The sequence below is a fragment of the Stenotrophomonas maltophilia group sp. RY12688 genome (assembly GCF_052149045.1).
Taxonomy (GTDB): Bacteria; Pseudomonadota; Gammaproteobacteria; order Xanthomonadales; family Xanthomonadaceae; genus Stenotrophomonas; species Stenotrophomonas sepilia.
This window is the reverse complement of sequence record NZ_CP197389.1, coordinates 2060716-2078622: the sequence shown is the minus strand read 5'-3', so window position 1 is coordinate 2078622 and position 17907 is coordinate 2060716. Positions and strand designations below refer to the sequence as shown.

The following is a 17907-nucleotide window of genomic DNA, read 5'->3' as shown; positions in this document are numbered from 1 at the left end:
CAAGCTGGGCCGGTCACGCGTAAAATACCGCGCCTTAGGCCCAGCGTGGCCGTTTTCTGAACCGCACAGGACTACATGTCGAAAGACGATTCCATCGAGTTCGAGGGCACCGTCAGCGAGACGCTGCCGAACACCACTTTCCGCGTTCGTCTGGAAAATGGGCACGAAATCATCGCCCACATCTCCGGCCGCATGCGCAAGAACTACATCCGCATCCTCACCGGTGACCGGGTCAAGGTTGAAATGACCCCGTACGACCTGACCAAGGGTCGTATCACCTACCGCATGAAGTAAGCGGTCGGCGCGCTGCGCCATTTCGACAAGGCCAGCCCTGGTTGCTGGCCTTTTGTCATGCCTGCAATCCGGCCCTGCCGGAGGTCATCGTGACCGAACTCACCGTGACGTCGGTCAGCCCTGCTTGCGGCAGATTCGCATCTGCATCCGTGGCGGCATCGTGGGACCCGATCCAGTCCGGATCGCCATCCCCTGCCCCGCCATGAACATGCTCCCGCTGACCGCTCTGCTCGTCGCCCTTGCCGTGTCCGCCAGCGCAGCGCCCGTGCACGCCGCCGACACTCTTTCCACCTCCAGTGACTGCGTCCAGCTGGGCAGCGACCAGCAACTGGTGCGAGCCGGCGCCTCGCGCAACATCCTGCTGCGCAATGGCCAGGACCACTACGTCGTGCATTTCCAGGACGACTGCTCGGCGGCAGGCTACTCGCGGAAACTGAGCTTCGCTACGGACGGCCAGCAGGGCCTGCTGTGCGCTGCCGGCCGCAGCCAGCTGCTCACCGATTCCAGTCGCTGCATCGTGTCGCAGATCGAGCCAGTCGACGAGGCCACCTTCAAGAAGAAGGCCCGCCAGCGCAGCCGCTGACGGGGCACATGACAAGGGCGGCCGAAGCCGCCCTTGTTGTTTCAGGTCCACCGGGCCAGGCCCGGTGTCAGCTCACTCCACAGTCGCCGGCAGCAGGCGCTCCGGTTCGGCCTGGGTTTCGACCACCAGCTCGTCGTCGCGCACATCGATGCTCACCTTGCCGCCGTTGACCAGCTTGCCGAACAGCAGCTCGTCGGCCAGCGGACGCTTGATCCTGTCCTGGATCACCCGGGCCATCGGACGCGCACCCATCAGCGGGTCGAAGCCGTGGTGGGCCAGCCAGTCGCGCGCGGTCGGCGTGGCCGACAGGCTGACGTGCTTGTCCTGCAGCAGCATCTCCAGCTCGATCAGGAACTTGTCGACCACGCGCAGGATGTGCTCGAAGCCCAGCGCCTGGAACTGCACCACCGCGTCGAGGCGGTTGCGGAATTCCGGGGTGAAGCTGCGCCGGATGGTCTCCATCGCATCGGTGGCATGGTCCTGCTTGGTGAAGCCGATCGAGCGCCGCGAGGCCTGCGCCGCGCCGGCATTGGTGGTCATCACCAGCACCACGTTCTTGAAGTTGGCCTCGCGACCGTTGGTATCGGTCAGCACGCCGCGATCCATCACCTGCAACAGGATGTTGAAGATGTCCGGGTGCGCCTTCTCGATTTCGTCCAGCAGCAGCACGCAGTGCGGCGTCTTGACGATCTTCTCGGTCAGCAGGCCGCCCTGATCGAAGCCGACGTAGCCTGGAGGGGCACCGATCAGGCGGCTGATCGAATGCGGCTCCATGTATTCGGACATGTCGAAGCGGACCAGCTCGATGCCCAGCTGCAGCGCCAGCTGCTTGGTCACCTCGGTCTTGCCGACACCGGTCGGGCCGGCGAACAGGAAGTTGCCGATCGGCTTTTCCGGATTGCCCAGGCCCGAACGGGCCAGCTTGATTGCCGAGGACAGCGTCTCGATGGCCGGGTCCTGTCCGAAGATCACCATCTTCAGGTTGCGCTCCAGGTGCTGCAGCACGTCCTTGTCGGTGGCACTGACCTGCTTGGTCGGGATCCGCGCCATCTTGGCCACGATCGCCTCCACTTCCTCGACGTCGATCAGTTCCTTGCGCTGCCCTTCCGGCAGCAGGCGCTGGCGGGCACCGGCCTCGTCGATCACGTCGATGGCCTTGTCGGGCAACAGGCGGTCGCCGATGTGCTTCACCGACAGGTCAACCGCCGCCTGCAGCGCCTCGTCGGAGTAGGTCACGCCGTGGTGCAGCTCGTACTTGGACTTCAGGCCCTGCAGGATCTCGTAGGTCTCGCCAACGGTCGGCTCGACGATGTCGATCTTCTGGAAGCGGCGGGCCAGTGCCCGGTCCTTCTCGAAGATGCCGCGGTATTCCTGGAAAGTGGTCGAACCGATGCAGCGCAGCTCGCCGGAGGCCAGGGCCGGCTTGATCAGGTTGGACGCATCCATGGTGCCACCCGACGCCGAGCCGGCGCCGATGATGGTGTGGATCTCGTCGATGAACAGCACTGCGTTGGGCACCTTCTTCAGCGCGGTCAACACACCCTTCAGGCGCTTCTCGAAGTCGCCACGGTACTTGGTGCCGGCCACCAGCGCGCCCAGGTCGAGCGAATAGATCACCGCGTCGGCAAGCACGTCGGGCACCGAGCCCTCGACGATGCGGCGGGCCAGGCCCTCGGCGATGGCGGTCTTGCCCACGCCGGCCTCGCCCACGTACAGCGGATTGTTCTTGCGGCGACGGCACAGGACCTGGATGGTGCGCTCGATCTCGTCACCACGACCGACCAGGGGATCGATGCGGCCGGACCGGGCCTGTTCGTTGAGGTTGCTGGCGAACTCGGTCAGGGCATCACCCTTCGGCTCACCCTCCCCGCCTTCCATGCGGCCCTCGCCGTCGGAGGAGGAGGACGGCTGCTCGCCTTCCTCGCCCAGCTTGGCGATGCCGTGGGACAGGTAATTGACCACATCCAGCCGGGTCACATCCTGCTGGTTGAGGTAGTAGACGGCGTGGGAGTCCTTCTCGCCGAAGATGGCGACCAGCACGTTGGCGCCGGTGACCTCCTTCTTGCCCGAGGACTGCACGTGGTACACGGCCCGCTGCAGCACGCGCTGGAAGCCCAGGGTCGGCTGGGTATCGCGACCGTCATCTTCGGCCAGGCGCGACACTGAGGCCTCGATGGCCTGCTCCAGCTCCTGGCGCAGGCGTTCGGCGTCGGCACCACAGGCTTTCAGGACGGCCTGGGCGGACGGATTGTCGAGCAGTGCCAACAGCAGGTGTTCGACCGTCATGAACTCATGCCGGGCCTCACGGGCGCGCTTGTAGCACTGGCCGATGGTGTGTTCGAGGTCTTTGCTGAACATGGATTACTCCGGCGGCAGATGGGAACAATATGCGGCCTGACTACGCGATTTCCATCACCCTAGCGGATTGCTGCGTTCAGATGGCGTTAGCACTGCAGAACGCTTGATCTTCGTTCACTCCAGAAGACCTCAACCGGCATGAGCGAACCCTACCTGAGCCGCTGGCGATTGCGGCGTGATGGCCCGGCCATCGAAACGGCCCATGCCCGGCTCTGGCCGGTGCTGACCGCTGCCGGCACGCCGGCGATGCTGAAGATCAGCAGCGAAACCGAGGAGCAGAACAGCCACCGCCTGCTGCGCTGGTGGGACGGCGACGGCGCTGCCCGCCTGCTGGCCCACGCCGGGCCGGCGATCCTGATCGAACGTGCCGGCGGCGACTCGCTGAGGCAACGCTCGATCGAGGGCGACGATGAGGCCTGCACCACGATCCTGTGCCAGGTCCTGCAACGGCTGCACCGGCCACGGAGCGCGCCGCCAGCGGAACTGGTCTGCCTGCGTAAATGGTTCGCCGATCTGCTGCAGCCAAGGGCTGCGCTGCCGCCACTGCTGGAACAGTGCAGATCACTGGCGGAGGGGTTGCTGCAGGAAGAGCGCGAGGTCCGGCCCCTGCATGGCGACCTGCACCACGACAACGTGCTCGATTTCGGCGCGCGCGGCTGGCTGGCGATCGACCCGAAGCGGTTGCTGGGCGACCGTGCGTTCGACTACACGACGATGTTCAGCAATCCGGATCTCTGTGGCCCGGGCATCCTTGTGGCCACGCGGCCGGAGCGGTTTGCTGCCCGGCTGGAACAGGTCAGCGCACTGGCCGGCCTGGAACGCACGCGCCTGCTGCGCTGGATCGCGGCCAGCATGGCGCTGTCGGCAGTGTGGTTCAGGGATGACGGCGACCCGGCCGACGTGGACGAGGCGGTGGCGCGGATGGCGCTGGAGGCGCTGGCGGAGAGCTGAGACCCGCGCTTGGCAGGTGCCTACCTTGCTGGGGGCGCTCCATCCACGATCGATACAGGCCTCTGCTTTGGTAGGTGCCCACCTTGGTGGGCACACTGGGTCCGGGATCGATGTGCCCGGACGCGAATCGGCAGCCGGTCAGGCCTTTTCCATCGTGCACAGCAGCGGATGCTGGTTCATCCGCGAGTACTCGTTGACCTGGGCAACCTTGGTCTCGGCTACTTCGCGGGTGAAGACACCGCAGACGCCGCGGCCGCGGGTATGAACGTGCAGCATCACCTGGGTGGCCTTGTCCAGGTCCATGCTGAAGAACTGCTGCAGCACATCCACCACGAAATCCATCGGGGTGTAGTCGTCGTTGAGCAGCATCACCTGGTAGAACGGCGGCGGCGCCACTTCCGGGCGCGCGGGCTCTACGGCAACGCCGTGCTCGTGCTGGGAATCGGGGGAGGACTCATGGGGCATCCATCCATTATAGGGGCTCGGGCAGGCCTGCGTCGGCCCGCCGCAGATTGGACGGCACGCACGCCCACCGTCACAATTGCACCCTCTCCCAACACTGTTTCACAGGATCTTCATGAAAAGGACCCTTCTTCCCGCCCTGCTGATCGCGCTGGCCGCTGCCGGCTCTGCCACTGCCGCAACCAGCGCCGACAAGTCCGTGGCCCGCCATCTGGACAAGCTGGGCTATACCTACGAAGTCGACGAGGATGGCGACTACCGCATGGTGTTCGACGTCGAGGGTGACCGCACCCAGATGGTCTACGTGCGCTCGGCGGTGGAGGATTTCGGCAGCCACAACATCCGTGAGATCTGGTCGCCGGCCTACAACGCCAAGACCAAGCAGTTCCCGGTGGCCGTGGCCAACCGCCTGCTGGAGGATTCGCAGGACGCCAAGATGGGGGGCTGGGTAAAGCAGGACACCACCGCCATGTTCGTGGTGAAGATCGACGCCGATGCCACCCCGGACCAGCTCAGCGACGCCATCGATGCGGCCATCCGCACCGCCGACGCGATGGAGCTGGAGCTGACCAAGAAGGACGAGTTCTGAGTTGAACGCCACGCCGGACCCGCGCTGGGCACCGCACGCCACCGTCGCCACGGTAGTGGTTGACGGCGGCCGCGTGCTGCTGGTCGAAGAGACCATTGAAGGCCGCCAGGTGCTGAACCAGCCGGCCGGCCACCTCGAGCCAGGCGAAAGCCTGGCCGAGGCAGCCCTGCGCGAGACCCGGGAGGAAACCGGCTGGACCGTGCAGCTGACCCATTTCATCGGCTGCTACCAGTGGACTGCCGGCGACGGCACCGCCTTCCTGCGCTTCTGCTACGCAGCACACCCGGTCTCGCACGACCCGGCCCAACCGCTGGACACCGGCATCGACCGCGCGCTGTGGCTGACCCCGGCCGAGCTGCAGGCCGCCGGCGAGCGCCAGCGCAGCCCGCTGGTCTGGCAGGTGGTGGCGGATTACCTGGGTGGCCAGCGCCATCCGCTTTCGCTGGTCCGGGAGGTCGCATGAGCACGCCGCGCGTGATGGTGGGCGTCTCTGGTGGTGTCGACTCTTCGGTCGCCGCCTGGCGCCTGGTCCAGCAGGGCGAGGCCGTGGCCGGCCTTTTCATGCAGAACTGGGCCGACGACGGCAGCGGTGACTGCCGTGCCGAGGATGACCGCCGCGATGCGGTCGCCGTATGCGGCCTGCTCGGTATCCCGTTCCACTTCCGGGACTTTTCCAGCGAGTACTGGCAGGGCGTGTTCGAGCACTTCCTGGCCGAATACGCCGCTGGCCGCACGCCGAACCCGGACGTGCTGTGCAACCGCGAGGTGAAGTTCAAGCATTTCCTGGATGCCGCCCGCGAGCTGGGCGCCGAGCGCATCGCCACCGGCCACTACGCGCGGGTGACCCAGCGCGGCCACCAGTGGCTGCTGCTGCGCGGCGCCGACCGCTCCAAGGACCAGAGCTACTTCCTGCACCAGCTGGGCCAGGAGCAGCTGGCGGCCACCCTGTTCCCGATCGGCGACCTGGAGAAGACCGACCTGCGACGGATTGCGCGCGACGTCGGCCTGCCGACCCATGCCAAGAAGGACTCCACCGGCATCTGCTTCATCGGCGAGCGGGATTTCCGCGACTTCCTCGGCCGCTACCTGCCGGCCAGGCCCGGCCAGATCCTCGACCCGGCCGACGGCAGCGTGATCGCCGAACATCCGGGCGTGTTCTATTTCACCCTGGGCCAGCGCGAGGGCCTGAACATCGGCGGCGTACGCGGCCGCCCGGCCGCACCGTGGTACGTGGTCGGCAAGGATGTGGCCAGCAACGTGCTGTACGTCGACCAGGACCGCGACAGCCCATGGATGCTGTCCGAGCGCCTGCGCTCGGAGCCGGCGCATTGGATCTCGGGCTCGCCACCCGCGCGACGCTTCGAATGCACCGCCCAGACCCGCTACCGCCAGCCCGATGAGCCGTGTACCGTCGACGTGCTGGACGATGGCAGCGTGCTGGTCACCTTCGCGCGCCCGCAGCGTGCCGTTACCCCCGGTCAATCGCTGGTGCTGTATGACGGTGATGTGTGCCTGGGTGGCGCGGTGATCGCCGCCACCGATGCGCCGCTGGAACAGCGCCTGCGCACCACCCCCTCCCCTTTTGAGGTAATCGCTGCATGAGTTTCACTGTCGACGACCGCGTCCTGGCCTTGGCCGGCATTGCCCAGGCCCTGCAGCAGGTACGCCGCATCGCCGATACCGGCCATTCCGACGCCGCCGCCGTGCGCACCGCCGTGGACAGCGTGTTCCGTGTCGATGCGTCCTCGCCGCAGGCGGTGTTCGGTGACCGCCATGCACTGAAGGCCGGGCTGCGCCTGCTGCACAACTATTTCCGCAACCAGGGCCAGGATCCGATCCTGCCGAAACTGGCGCTGTCGGTGCTGCAGCTGGAGCGCCGCTTCGTTCAGGATGGCGCCACCGTGAACAAGGTTGCTTCGGGCATCGAGCGTGCCCAGCGCCAGGCCACCGAACTGGGCGACAGCGGCCACCCGGATGTGCTGGCCAGCCTGGGAAGCCTGTACGCGGACACCATCAGCCACCTCAAGCCGCGGGTGATGGTGCAGGGCAACCCGCACTACCTGGGCCAGGCCGGCGTGGTGGCCGAGATCCGTGCCCTGCTGTTGGCCGCGGTGCGCTCGGCAGTGCTGTGGCGCCAGCTGGGCGGCAGCTACTGGGACTTCCTGTTCGGCCGCAAGGCGATGATCGAGGCCGTGGACCGGCAGCTGGCGTAAGGGTGTGGGGTCAGAGCCCTTTTCCATGAAAAGGGATCCGACCCCGCCGCTGCCTACCCAGGGGTCGGATCCCTTTCCGGCACGGAAAGGGCTCAGACCCCGAAGCCGCCAAGCGCCGGAAAACCGGCGCATTCAGAATGCACTTCCAAGCACATCGACGTTAAAGAGAAAGGGGGTACGGCCGATACATCCTCCGTGCACCTCCCGAGAACGTCCATGTACTCACGCATTTTCATCCGTCTGGCCGCCCCCCTGGCTCTGACCCTGCTGCTCCCCTTCGCCATCGGTTTCGAATGGCCGGCCGCCCTGCGCTGGGCGATCCTGACCACGATGACGCTGAGCTGGCTCGGCTTTGCGTGGTGGACCACCCGCGCCCAGGCGCATCGTTCCCCGGAACATGCCCGTGTCTTGCGTGAGCAGGACCAGCTGCTGACCGAACTGCGCAACTTCGTCGGCAACGAAATCGACGGTTCGCGTGGTGAAGTGGAACGCGCCCGCGACCTGATCCGCCAGGCGGTCTCCAGCCTGGGCGGCAGCTTCGATGCGATGAACCGCAAGTCGCGCCAGCAGAGCCAGGCGCTGTCGCGCATCGTCGACCGCGCCGGCGATGAAGGCAATGCCGGCCTCGACGTTGCCCGTTTCGCCCAGCACGCCAGCCACCGCATGGAACAGCTGGTGGAAGCGCTGGAACAGGTGAGCGGCCAGAGCAGCACCACCGTGCAGCACATCGACCAGATGGCACAGCACCTGGATGGCATCTTCGCGCTGCTGGAAGACGTCAAGTCGATCGCCGACCAGACCAACCTGCTGGCCCTGAACGCCGCCATCGAAGCCGCGCGTGCCGGTGAAGCCGGCCGAGGCTTCGCGGTGGTCGCCGACGAAGTGCGCAACCTGTCCGAGCGCTCGACCACCTTCAACGAGCAGATCCGCAAGCTGGCGCACAGCTCCAAGGACGCCATCGCCAAGGTGCGCGAGACGGTCTCGCACATGGCCTCGCGTGACATGGACCGCTCCCGCGAAGCACGCCAGGAAGCGGCGGCAATGCTCGACAATGTCGCGCAGATCAATGCCTCGCTCGGCGACGGCATGCGCGAAGTCTCCGAGTGCGCACGTGCGATCGATGGCAGCGTGGCCGAAGCCGTGCGCGCCCTGCAGTTCGAAGACATCGCCACCCAGGCGCTGGGCGGCGTGCACACCCACCTGGACCGCCTGACCGCGATCAACCGTGAAGCGGTGGCCCTGCAGGAACTGCTGCACCGCAATGGCGGCGTGTTCGACGAAGAGATCGCCACGGCCCTGCAGCGCACCGGCAACCGCCTGCGCGAACTGCGCAGCGAATGGGAACGCCCGCCGCACAAGCCGGTTGCCCAGCAGAGCATGGGTGCCGGCACGGTAGAGCTGTTCTGATCCTGACGTCCGCTGCCCTCGCCGGCAGCCCGCAAGGCCCCGGTTCGTCCGGGGCTTTTGCCTGTAACCCGCCATTGGATGCATCCTGTACGCGCACCATGACCCTGATCCGCGCCCTGCCCGCCCTCACCGACACCGAGCGCCCGCGCAACGCGAGCGTGCGTGAGCAGCTGCAACAGCTGGAGGATGTGGCACGCGAGGAGATCCGCGAGCTGCAGCAGCTGGCGGACGCGCGCCCTGCCCCGTCGCGGGCGGACGAGGCGCTGCTGGGCCTGGCCTGGGATCTCGGGCTGGATGGCGAAGCCCTGAAGTAGATCCACGCCATGCGTGGATGGACCGTCCCGCATGGCATGATGCCCAGGTCCCGTTCATGGAAGACCGATGGCCATCGCCCTGATCGCAGTGCTCCTGATCGAGACCGTCCTTCTGATGGCCTGGGTGACCGGCTATTTCAGCTGGGGCATCGCCCTGTTCAACGAACGCATCGCAGCGTCGCCCGCCATGCAGGCCCGCCTCTCGCTGGGCAGCCTGGAACGTGACCTGCCGCAGGACAAGTGGCTGCAACTGGCCTTCCATGCGCTGCCTGACGGCAGCATGGCGTTCCGTGAGAGCTTTGCGCCGAGCTTCGGCCTGCGCTACTTCCCGGTGATGCGCGGTCGCATCGTACTCAACGCGCGACGGCACGAGGTGCGGGTGATCGGACTGTGCAGCTGGTTCGTGGCCATCCTGTCGCTGCTGCTGTTGCCGCTGGTGGCGATGCGCCCGATGGTGGCGCCCATGCTGCTGGTGCTGCCACTGTTCCTGGCCAGCTATCTGGTGCAGAAGCGGCGCTATGCGGCCATTGTCGAGGCGCTGCGCATGCAGTTGAAGGCGGAGTTTCCGAAATAGATCCACGCCACGCGTGGACGATGCCCCGCCATGCCAGCATTTCCGACTGTTTGCATGGACCGTGAACCATGCGCCCTTCATCGTGAAGGGGCCGATTGGGGTTCAGATCAAACCAGCCCGATGACCAGCGCCCTTCTCTGCCTCTCAGTTGCTTTGCAGCTTCCGGCAACCCCTGTCCCATTGACCGTGGATCCCGATTCCCTTGGGGCACTTCAGCAGGCGCTGAAGACGTTTGGAGCGTTCCAGCAGCCCTACTCCGCTCCGATCGATGCGTACGATCCTGAAGCGGGTGTGATCGATGCAGCAGTTGAAGTGTCCGCGGGGTGCGTGCAAGACGGCCCGCCAGTCATCATCCTTGACGATGATGCCGAACAGGCGCCGCGACGTTATCTGATCCTTGAAGCCCCGTGGCATGAGCTTCCAACGGGCGCCTTGTTGCTTGTCTCCGGAAGCAAGGCAAGCGCCATTCCGGGCGAGGAATCGAACCTGGAGCTTGCACGGGCCGAGAGCATGCTGACATTCCTCGACCTGCTGCCGGAAGATCCGGAGGGCCGGGACCACCCGGAGACCGTCTCGGCAGTCGTGGATACCGATACTTCTGCCCTCTTCACGACGAGCCTTCTGGATCAACTGCAAACCAGTACTCCAGGCTCGCCTGTTGCTGACACCATGCTGACGCTCTGGAAAGGCAGGTTCCCGGACGCATTGTTGGCACTGTGGCAGCGCGACGGTCTTGCGCGCTATCACGATGATCGACTGGCTTTGGTGAACCCTGCGGGGTACGAATCGGTGCTCGCCGCCCTTCTGGCGGGCAGCCCTCTATGGGGCAAAGATGATTTCCATGTCTATGCGATCTCGCCATTCGGCCAGATGCTGATCTGTGGCGGGCGAACCGGAGTCGAACTCACGCTTGAACCCCACGAAGGTTACCTATGCGCGCCTGCAACACTGACTCTTCCAGCAAGCAACATCGACCGCGACAGACGCCTGCACGACTTCCTGCTTGCATTGGATGCTGCCGAACTGGATGTTCTGGCCGAGGACGGGGAGCCAATGTTCTGGCGAGCCCGTGAGATGTTGGGGCCGCTGGGCGACGGAGAGATTTACAGCTCGAAGGAGCCGGTGTCAGAGCACGGCTGGCGGCTAGGCAGCTTGGTAAAACGCAAGGCGCTGGATGTGCTCGCAGAGCTTGCGCAGCGTCGCTGACGGCGGACACATCAACGGGCGAACCAGCGTGCACGCCGACCAAGGTCGGCAACTACCAGATGCTGGCTCTTTGAGTAGATCCACGCCATGCGGCAACCGTGCCGACCAACGGTCGGCACCTACCAGCGTCGGGTGGTCAGCGCACCAGCATCGCTTCGCTGCTGGCGTCGGTGCGCATCGGTAACGGACGCTGCTGACGCAGCCACTGCGCCAGGTCGCGCGGGCTGAGCGGGCGCGAGTACAGGTAACCCTGGATTTCGTCGCAGCCCTGGCGGCGTAGCATGTCTTCTTCCTGGTGCGTTTCCACGCCCTCGGCCACCACCTTCATGCCCAGCGCGTGGCCGAGGTGCACGATGGCCTGGGTCACTTCGGCCGTGCCGGAGTCGTGCAGCATGCCCTGCACGAAACTGCGGTCGATCTTCAGGCGACCCACCGGGAAGCGGTTGAGGTAGTTGAGGTTGGAGAAGCCGGTACCGAAGTCGTCCACCGCCAGCGGCACGCCGTGCCGTTCGAGCACGTCGAAGCAGTGGCGCAGGATGTCGGTGTCACGGATCAGCGCCGATTCGGTCAGCTCCAGCTCCAGCCGCTGCGGCGGCCAGCCGTGGGCATGGCAGATCTCGATCACACGTTCGGCGAAGCCACGGTCGCGCAGCTGCACCGCCGATACGTTGACCGCGATGCGGTCGAAGTGCAGTCCAGCCCGGTCCCAGGCGGTTGCCTGACGGCAGGCTTCGTTCAGTACCCAGTCGCCGATGCGTACGATCTCGCCGCATTTCTCGGCGATGGGAATGAACTCGGCCGGGCTGCAATAGCCGATGCCGGGGCGATGCCAGCGCAGCAGTGCTTCAATTGCCGGCGGCTCGCCCTGGTGGGCATGCAGCAGCGGCTGATAGGCCAGGCTGAACTCCTCGCGCTCGATCGCACCGTGCAGCGCGTGCTCAAGCTCCAGCCTGCGCTGGATGCGGGCCAGTGCGTCCTGGCTGTAATACTGGTAGGTGTTGCGTCCGGCTTCCTTGGCCGCGTACATCGCGGCGTCGGCAGCGCGCAGCAGTGAATCGAAATCGGTCTGCGCATCGCCCAGCATCGCGATGCCGACACTGGCACCGACCTTCAGCGTGGTCTCGCCACGGCGCAGCGGCTCGGCCAGCGAGGCGATCAGCTTGCGGGCGACATGTCCCGCATCCTCGGGCTCAGCCAGGTCGCGCAGTACGACGATGAACTCGTCGCCGCTGAAACGGCCAAACAGATCATTGTTGCGCAGGTTCTGGTGCAGGCGGGTCGCGGCAGCCTTCAGCAGCGCATCACCCGTGGCGTGGCCGAAGCTGTCGTTGATGGTCTTGAAGCCGTCCAGGTCGATGAACAGCATCGCCAATGAGGTGCCGCGATCACGCGCCTCCTCGATGGCCTCGGCGGTCTGTTCGCCGAGCAGCACGCGATTGGGCAGGCCGGTCAGCAGGTCGTAGTGGGCCAGCAGTTCAATGCGCTCGTTGGCCTCGCGCTCGCGGGTGATATCACGGAACAGCACCACGAAGCGCGGCGGCAGTCCGTCACGACGATCCAGTTCGATCAGCACCTGCACCCAGACACGCAGGCCGGACTGGCGGTAGAAGCACAGGTCCAGCTGCTCGGGCAGGCCGCCGTTGGCGATACGGGCGAGCGCCGCCTCGAACGCGTTGCGCGAGTCCTCCGTGTACAGCGCCAGCGCCTGGTCGAGGGTGATCGGTTCCTTGCGCAGGCCATGGATGCGGTAGCACTCCTCGGTCCATTGCATGCTGCGGGTCTGCACTTCGATCTCGCAGCCGCCGATGCGGCCCAGCGCGGAAACCCGGTTCAGCAGTTCGGTGCGCCAGCGAATCAACGCGTCGGTCTGGTGCTGTTCGGTGATGTTCTGCACCTGGCCGAGCAGGCGCTTGGGCTGCCCGTCCATGTCCAGCAGCGGCTGCATCCACAGCCGCAGGTGCTGTGATGGCTCATGGCCACGGGTCAGCTCCAGCTCGAGATTGGCGGCACGACCATCGCGCCACAGCCGCCGCCATGCCGCACGCAACGCGCCACGCGAGCGCGGATGCAGCTGCTTCAGCCAGCGCCGCTGGCCGGGCACGGCGCCGTGCTCCAGCGCCAGCAGCGAGCGCAGTTCCGGCGACCACCAGAAGTGCCCGCTGTTGGGGTCGAACGACCAGCTGCCCATGCTGGCGATGCGCTGGGCCTCGCTCAGGTGCAGCTGCTGTTCCTGCAGCAGCGATTCGAGCTGCTTCTGCTGCTCGATATCGGTATGCGTGCCGACCATGCGCAGCGGCTGGCCATCGGCGGTGCGCGCGACCACGCGGCCGCGATCCAGCACCCAACGCCACTGGCCATCGGCCTGGCGGAAGCGGAACTGTGCGCTGTACTGCTCGCTGCGCCCGCGCAGGTGCTCGTCGAGCGCGGCACGCACCTGGTCGATGTCCTCGCTGTGCACGCGCGACAGCAGTTCGGTGGCCGTCTCGTCGCCCAGCGCCGGCGTGCGCGCCACCCGGTCACTGGGGATGTCCCAGTCCCACAGGCTATGGCCGGCGCTGTCCAGTGCCAGTTCCCAGCGCCCACCCCCATCGACCGGCACCGGCTCGGGAATGCTCAGGGTGAACGCCAGCAGGTTGCCGGCACCGTCATGCACGGCGCGCAGGTGGCCGTCGTAGTGGCCGCGCGGGCCGCCTGGCAGCGTGCAGGGCACGATGCCGCCATCAGCGGCCATCAGGCGCAGATCTTCCAGCATTGGCGCATAGGCAGCCACGGTGGCCGGCAGGCCATGCTCGCGCGCGGCCGGATTGGCCGCCAGCGGGCGCCCGGTACGGTCGACGATGACCAGCGCCGACGAAAGCGGGTGCTGCAGCAGGCTGGCGATGATCCCTTGGTCCACGCGATCTTGCTCCGGATGACTCGCCCGTCAGCGGGGCACGCAGTGGTTAACGGCGCCTGCGGCGGATAATTGAGTGGTGACGGCACGCTGCGGGGTAAGATGACCGGCGCCCCTTTCACCCACCCCGTCCATGCCCGCAGAACCGACCGGCAACGCCCCAGTTCCCGACCCGCGGATGGCGCAGGCACTGAGCCGTGACCGGCGGCGGGTGGTGTTGAGCTACCTGGTGATGGCGCTGGCCTGGATGATCTCCACCGACAGCGTGGTGCAGGCGCTGGTGCCCGATCCGCAGCAGGCGGCCCTGTGGCAGGGCCTGAAGGGCTCGTTCTTCGCCCTGGCCAGCGCGGGCCTGCTGTACCTGCTGCTGCGCCCGCTGGCCGAGCACGTGCTGCATACCCACGCCCGCCAGCAGGCCTCGGAGCTGCGCCTGCGGCAGATGTTCGAGGGCAACCCCGGCCCGATCCTCGTCTATGACCTGGACACATTGGCGATCCTCGACGCCAACCCAGCCGCCTGCACCGCTTTCGGCTGGGAGCGCGATGAGCTGCTGGAACAGACCATCGACGCCTTGTGGACACCCGGCCAGGGCCAGGCGCTGCAGGCCAAGCTGGAGGCGATCCGCGAGGCGCCCGACGAGCTGTGCATCCTGCGCGCGCAGCTGCAGCTGCGCGATGGCGCGCTGCGGCAGATGGAACTGCGCTCCAACGCGATCAGTTACGACGGTCACAATGCGCGCCTGCTGATCGCCATCGATCGCACTGCCGAGGACCTGGCCCAGCTGCGTCGCGACCAGGCGCTGGCACGGGTGGAAGAAGCCCACGAACTGGCCCGCATCGGCGCCTGGGAGCTGGACCCGTCCACCGGGCTGGGCCGCTATTCCAACCAGGTCTATCGCCTGCTCGGCCGCCGCCCGCCCGAAGCCCGCCGCTGGCACCGCTTCGACGAACTGCTGGTGCCGGCCGACCCGGCCACCGCCACCCAGACCGAGCAGCTGCTGGCCGAGCTGTGCTCCGGCGAGCCGGTACAGGTGGACGTGCTGCTGCCGCTGCTGTCGATGGACGGGCGCGCGCTGATGGTGCACCTGCGCGCCGCCAGCGGTCTCGATGAGGCTGGCCGCAACCGCGTGCTGGGCACCCTGCAGGACGTGACCGAACGCGAGCAGTCGCGGCGACTGCTGCGCGAGCGCGAGGAGCAGTTCCGCGAGCTGGTGCGGGTACTGCCCGACGGCGTGGTGATCCTCTCCGACGAACATGTGTTGTACGCCAACGCCTGGGCCGCCGGCCTGTTCGGCTACGGCAGCCATACCCTGCTGGGCGAGCCCTTGTCGGCGCTGGTCGCTGCCGCAGACCTGCCGCGGGTGCGCAGCCAGCTGCGTGCCGGCCAGCCGCACCTGGGACCGGGCCACAGCAGCGTGGTGGCCATGCGGCGCGGCGACGGCCGCAGCTTCCATGCCGGCCTGGCGGTGGGCGACGTGCGCTACGGTGGCCGCGACTGCAAGCTGCTGATCGTGCGCGACCTCAGTGATTCCGAGCGCATCCGCAGCGCGCTGGAAACCAGCAACCGCGAACTGCAGGCGATGGCCGGGCGGCTGTTCTCGCTGCAGGAGGACGAGCGTCGTGCGATTTCGCGCGACCTGCACGATGACATCGGCCAGGCCATTACCGCGATCAAGCTGTCGGCGCACGCCGCGCTGGAAGAGGACGATCCGCAGCGGCGTGGGCAGGATCTGGCGCAGATCGTCAGCCTGGCCGACACCACCGTGGCCAAACTGCGCGACATCTCCACCCTGCTGCGCCCCCCGCAGCTGGATGCACTGGGCCTGGAGGCAGCGCTCAGCTGGCAGGCGCGGGTTCTGTTCCGCTCCTCGCCGGTGGAGCTGCTGGCCGAGATCGAGCCGTTGCCGCATCGCCCCGACAACAGCATCGAACAGGCCTGCTTCCGCATCGCACAGGAAAGCCTGACCAATGCGCTGCGCCATGCGCGCGCCAGCCAGGTCCTGCTGCAGCTGCGCGATGTCGGCCAGCGCGGCCTGCACCTGCAGATCCGCGATGACGGCGAAGGCTTCGATCCGGACGGCCCGCGCGGCCTGGGCCTCATCGTGATGCGCGAGCGCGCACAGAGCGTCGGTGGCCACGTGCGGATTGAATCCGCGCATGGCGAAGGCACCCTGGTCGATGTCCACCTCCCCTACCAGGCGGCCAGCAGGGCTGCCGTCGATTCACCGGAATACTGAACCATGTGGAATCCCAACCTGCCCCCGGTCAGCATCGATGACGCTCCCGACCGCCTTGGCGCCGGCAACCCCGAGCTGCAGGCAATGGTTGCCGAGGCAGCCTCAGGCGGCATCGCACTGATGCTGATGCACGTGGACATCGACCATTTCGCATCGGTCAATGAAAACATGAGTGCCGAAGTGGGCGACCAGGCGCTGGTGCTGGTGGCACAGCGCCTGCAGTCCTACCTGCGCGGGCGCGGCAAGTTGTGGCGACATGGCAGCGACGAGTTCCTGATCGCGGTGCCGCGCACCGCCGATCTGCCGTTGCCGGAGGATTTCGCCGAGGAGATCCGCCAACAGATGGAGCTGCCGCTGTCGGTGCTGCCGTACACGTTGTTCATGACCGGCAAGCTGGGCGTGAGCCTGTGCCCGGAACATGCCAGCAGCACCTCGCGCCTGCTCGACCATGCCGAGGATGCGCTGTACCAGGCCGCCCGCGAAGGCGGCAATGCCGTGCGCATCCATGCGGTGGACACCCCGCCAAGCGCGCACAGCGAGAGCATCATCGCGCGCCAGATCGTCGATGCCATTCCCAATGGCGAGCTGAAGCTGCGCTACCAGCCACTGGTAAGCGCGCGCGACGGCCACGTGGTGGGCATGGAAGCGCTGCTGCGTTGGCAGTCGCCGACCCTGGGCATGCTGGTGCCGGAGCGCTTCATGCGCACCGCCGAACGCCTGGGGATCATCGTGCAGATCGGCACCTGGGTGCTGGAAGGCGCCTTGAAGCAGGCGCGGCTGTGGCGCGACCAGGGCTTCGATGACTTCACCATCGCAGTGAACGTGTCCACCCTGCAGCTGCTGCGGCCGAACTTCTTCGCCGAAGTGATGTCACTGCTGCAGGCGGCGGGCGTACCGGCGCACATGCTGACGCTGGAGATCAACGAGAGTGCGCTGACCAACAACGTCAATTTCGTCCACGAAACGCTGGCCAACCTGCGCAACGAAGGCATCAGCCTGAGCCTGGACAACTTCGGTACCGGCGACTCCAGCCTCAGCGCGCTAGTGCGCTACCCGGTGGACAAGCTGAAGATCGACCGCAGTTTCATCAAGAGCGCGCCGGCCGGCAATCGTGAAGCGGCCATCGCCCGCGCGATCATCGCCATGGGCCACCAGCTGGGCATGACCGTGATTGCCAACGGCGTGGAATCGCAGGCGCAGCTGGGCTTCCTGCGCCGCAACGACTGCGACGTGTTCCAGGGCTACCTGTTCGGCGAACCGATGTCGGCCGATGCCGCCGGCATGACCCTGCGCCGCCGCTACCTGCGCCCGGAAGCCTTCGCTGAGACACGTCCGGACCGGACGCTGCTGCTGCTGGATGATGAGGAAAACGTGCTGCGCTCACTGGTGCGCCTGTTCCGCCGCGACGGCTACCGCATCCTGGCCGCCGGCAACGTGCGCGATGCGTTCGACCTGCTGGCGATCAACGACGTGCAGGTGATCCTGTCCGACCAGCGAATGAGCGACATGAGCGGCACCGAGTTCCTCGGCCGGGTGAAGATGCTGTACCCGGATACGATCCGCCTGGTGCTGTCGGGCTACACCGATCTGAACACGGTGACCGATGCAATCAACCGCGGCGCGATCTATCGCTTCCTGACCAAGCCGTGGAACGACGACGAGCTGCGCAAGCACATCCACCAGGCGTTCCGCACGTACGAGGAACAGCGCCGCAGCAATGCCGGCCCGGCGCCGGTGGAGAGCGGAGATGGCGGCGAGGATCGCCCATTGCGGTAACCACCCCTCTGGTAGAGCCGGCCGCTGGCCGGCTGCTCTGGAAATCGGGTT

16 protein-coding genes are annotated in these 17907 nt (G+C 66.7%); 13 read left to right on the top strand and 3 right to left on the bottom strand.

Features of this window, described 5'->3' with window-relative positions; genetic code table 11:
* The first annotated feature begins 75 nt into the window (after window positions 1-75).
* Both infA and ACS0OT_RS09765 read left to right on the top strand, forming a co-directional pair.
* Window positions 76-294 (top strand): translation initiation factor IF-1, encoded by a 219-nt coding sequence (infA, locus tag ACS0OT_RS09770; RefSeq protein WP_005409596.1) that lies wholly within the window; start codon window positions 76-78, stop codon window positions 292-294.
* 202 nt (window positions 295-496) lie between these two features.
* A complete protein-coding gene (locus tag ACS0OT_RS09765; RefSeq protein WP_065178565.1) occupies window positions 497-877 on the top strand; it encodes a hypothetical protein in 381 nt (126 codons plus the stop codon).
* A gap of 72 nt (window positions 878-949) precedes the next feature.
* On the opposite strand, the gene clpA is transcribed toward ACS0OT_RS09765, so the two are convergent.
* Window positions 950-3235, bottom strand: a complete 2286-nt coding sequence (gene clpA, locus ACS0OT_RS09760; RefSeq protein WP_262220062.1) for an ATP-dependent Clp protease ATP-binding subunit ClpA — start codon at window positions 3233-3235, stop codon at window positions 950-952.
* Window positions 3236-3373: 138 nt separating this feature from the next.
* Here clpA and ACS0OT_RS09755 point away from each other — a divergent pair, with 138 nt between their 5' ends.
* Window positions 3374-4186, top strand: a complete 813-nt coding sequence (locus tag ACS0OT_RS09755) for an APH(6) family putative aminoglycoside O-phosphotransferase (RefSeq protein ID WP_139727067.1) — start codon at window positions 3374-3376, stop codon at window positions 4184-4186.
* A gap of 138 nt (window positions 4187-4324) precedes the next feature.
* Here ACS0OT_RS09755 and clpS read toward each other — a convergent pair whose 3' ends face one another.
* A complete protein-coding gene (clpS, locus tag ACS0OT_RS09750) occupies window positions 4325-4651 on the bottom strand; it encodes an ATP-dependent Clp protease adapter ClpS (RefSeq protein ID WP_005416477.1) in 327 nt (108 codons plus the stop codon).
* 112 nt (window positions 4652-4763) lie between these two features.
* Between clpS and ACS0OT_RS09745 the strand changes: the two genes are divergently transcribed.
* The 8 genes from ACS0OT_RS09745 to ACS0OT_RS09710 all read left to right on the top strand — a co-directional run bounded on the left by ACS0OT_RS09745 (window position 4764) and on the right by ACS0OT_RS09710 (window position 10951).
* Window positions 4764-5237: a hypothetical protein gene (locus tag ACS0OT_RS09745; protein ID WP_005416476.1), complete on the top strand. Its 474-nt coding sequence runs from the start codon at window positions 4764-4766 to the stop codon at window positions 5235-5237.
* A 1-nt stretch (window position 5238) separates the two neighbouring features.
* On the top strand, window positions 5239-5700 hold the full coding sequence (locus tag ACS0OT_RS09740) for an NUDIX hydrolase (protein WP_049460786.1): 462 nt from the start codon (window positions 5239-5241) through the stop codon (window positions 5698-5700).
* A complete protein-coding gene (gene mnmA / locus ACS0OT_RS09735; protein WP_262220063.1) occupies window positions 5697-6839 on the top strand; it encodes a tRNA 2-thiouridine(34) synthase MnmA in 1143 nt (380 codons plus the stop codon). The genes ACS0OT_RS09740 and mnmA overlap by 4 nt, the downstream gene beginning before the upstream one ends.
* Complete coding sequence (gene hflD / locus ACS0OT_RS09730; protein WP_005416473.1) at window positions 6836-7450, top strand: high frequency lysogenization protein HflD; 615 nt, start codon at window positions 6836-6838, stop codon at window positions 7448-7450. The genes mnmA and hflD overlap by 4 nt, the downstream gene beginning before the upstream one ends.
* 216 nt (window positions 7451-7666) lie before the next feature.
* A complete protein-coding gene (locus ACS0OT_RS09725; RefSeq protein WP_005416472.1) occupies window positions 7667-8857 on the top strand; it encodes a methyl-accepting chemotaxis protein in 1191 nt (396 codons plus the stop codon).
* 98 nt (window positions 8858-8955) lie between these two features.
* Complete coding sequence (locus tag ACS0OT_RS09720) at window positions 8956-9171, top strand: hypothetical protein (protein ID WP_033835502.1); 216 nt, start codon at window positions 8956-8958, stop codon at window positions 9169-9171.
* 67 nt (window positions 9172-9238) lie between these two features.
* Complete coding sequence (locus ACS0OT_RS09715) at window positions 9239-9745, top strand: hypothetical protein (RefSeq protein ID WP_262220064.1); 507 nt, start codon at window positions 9239-9241, stop codon at window positions 9743-9745.
* A 120-nt stretch (window positions 9746-9865) separates the two neighbouring features.
* Window positions 9866-10951: a GAD-like domain-containing protein gene (locus tag ACS0OT_RS09710; RefSeq protein ID WP_180885748.1), complete on the top strand. Its 1086-nt coding sequence runs from the start codon at window positions 9866-9868 to the stop codon at window positions 10949-10951.
* 136 nt (window positions 10952-11087) lie between these two features.
* Here ACS0OT_RS09710 and ACS0OT_RS09705 read toward each other — a convergent pair whose 3' ends face one another.
* Window positions 11088-13847 carry a bifunctional diguanylate cyclase/phosphodiesterase gene (locus tag ACS0OT_RS09705; protein WP_262220066.1) on the bottom strand — a complete coding sequence of 920 codons (2760 nt, stop codon included), beginning with the start codon at window positions 13845-13847 and terminating at the stop codon, window positions 11088-11090.
* 130 nt (window positions 13848-13977) lie between these two features.
* On the opposite strand from ACS0OT_RS09705, the gene ACS0OT_RS09700 reads away from it, so the two are divergent.
* Both ACS0OT_RS09700 and ACS0OT_RS09695 read left to right on the top strand, forming a co-directional pair.
* On the top strand, window positions 13978-16080 hold the full coding sequence (locus ACS0OT_RS09700) for a PAS domain S-box protein (RefSeq protein ID WP_442256348.1): 2103 nt from the start codon (window positions 13978-13980) through the stop codon (window positions 16078-16080).
* A 3-nt stretch (window positions 16081-16083) separates the two neighbouring features.
* The gene (locus tag ACS0OT_RS09695) at window positions 16084-17856 is read left to right on the top strand and encodes an EAL domain-containing protein (protein WP_005416466.1); all 1773 of its coding nucleotides are present in this window, start codon (window positions 16084-16086) and stop codon (window positions 17854-17856) included.
* Window positions 17857-17907: the final 51 nt, after the last annotated feature.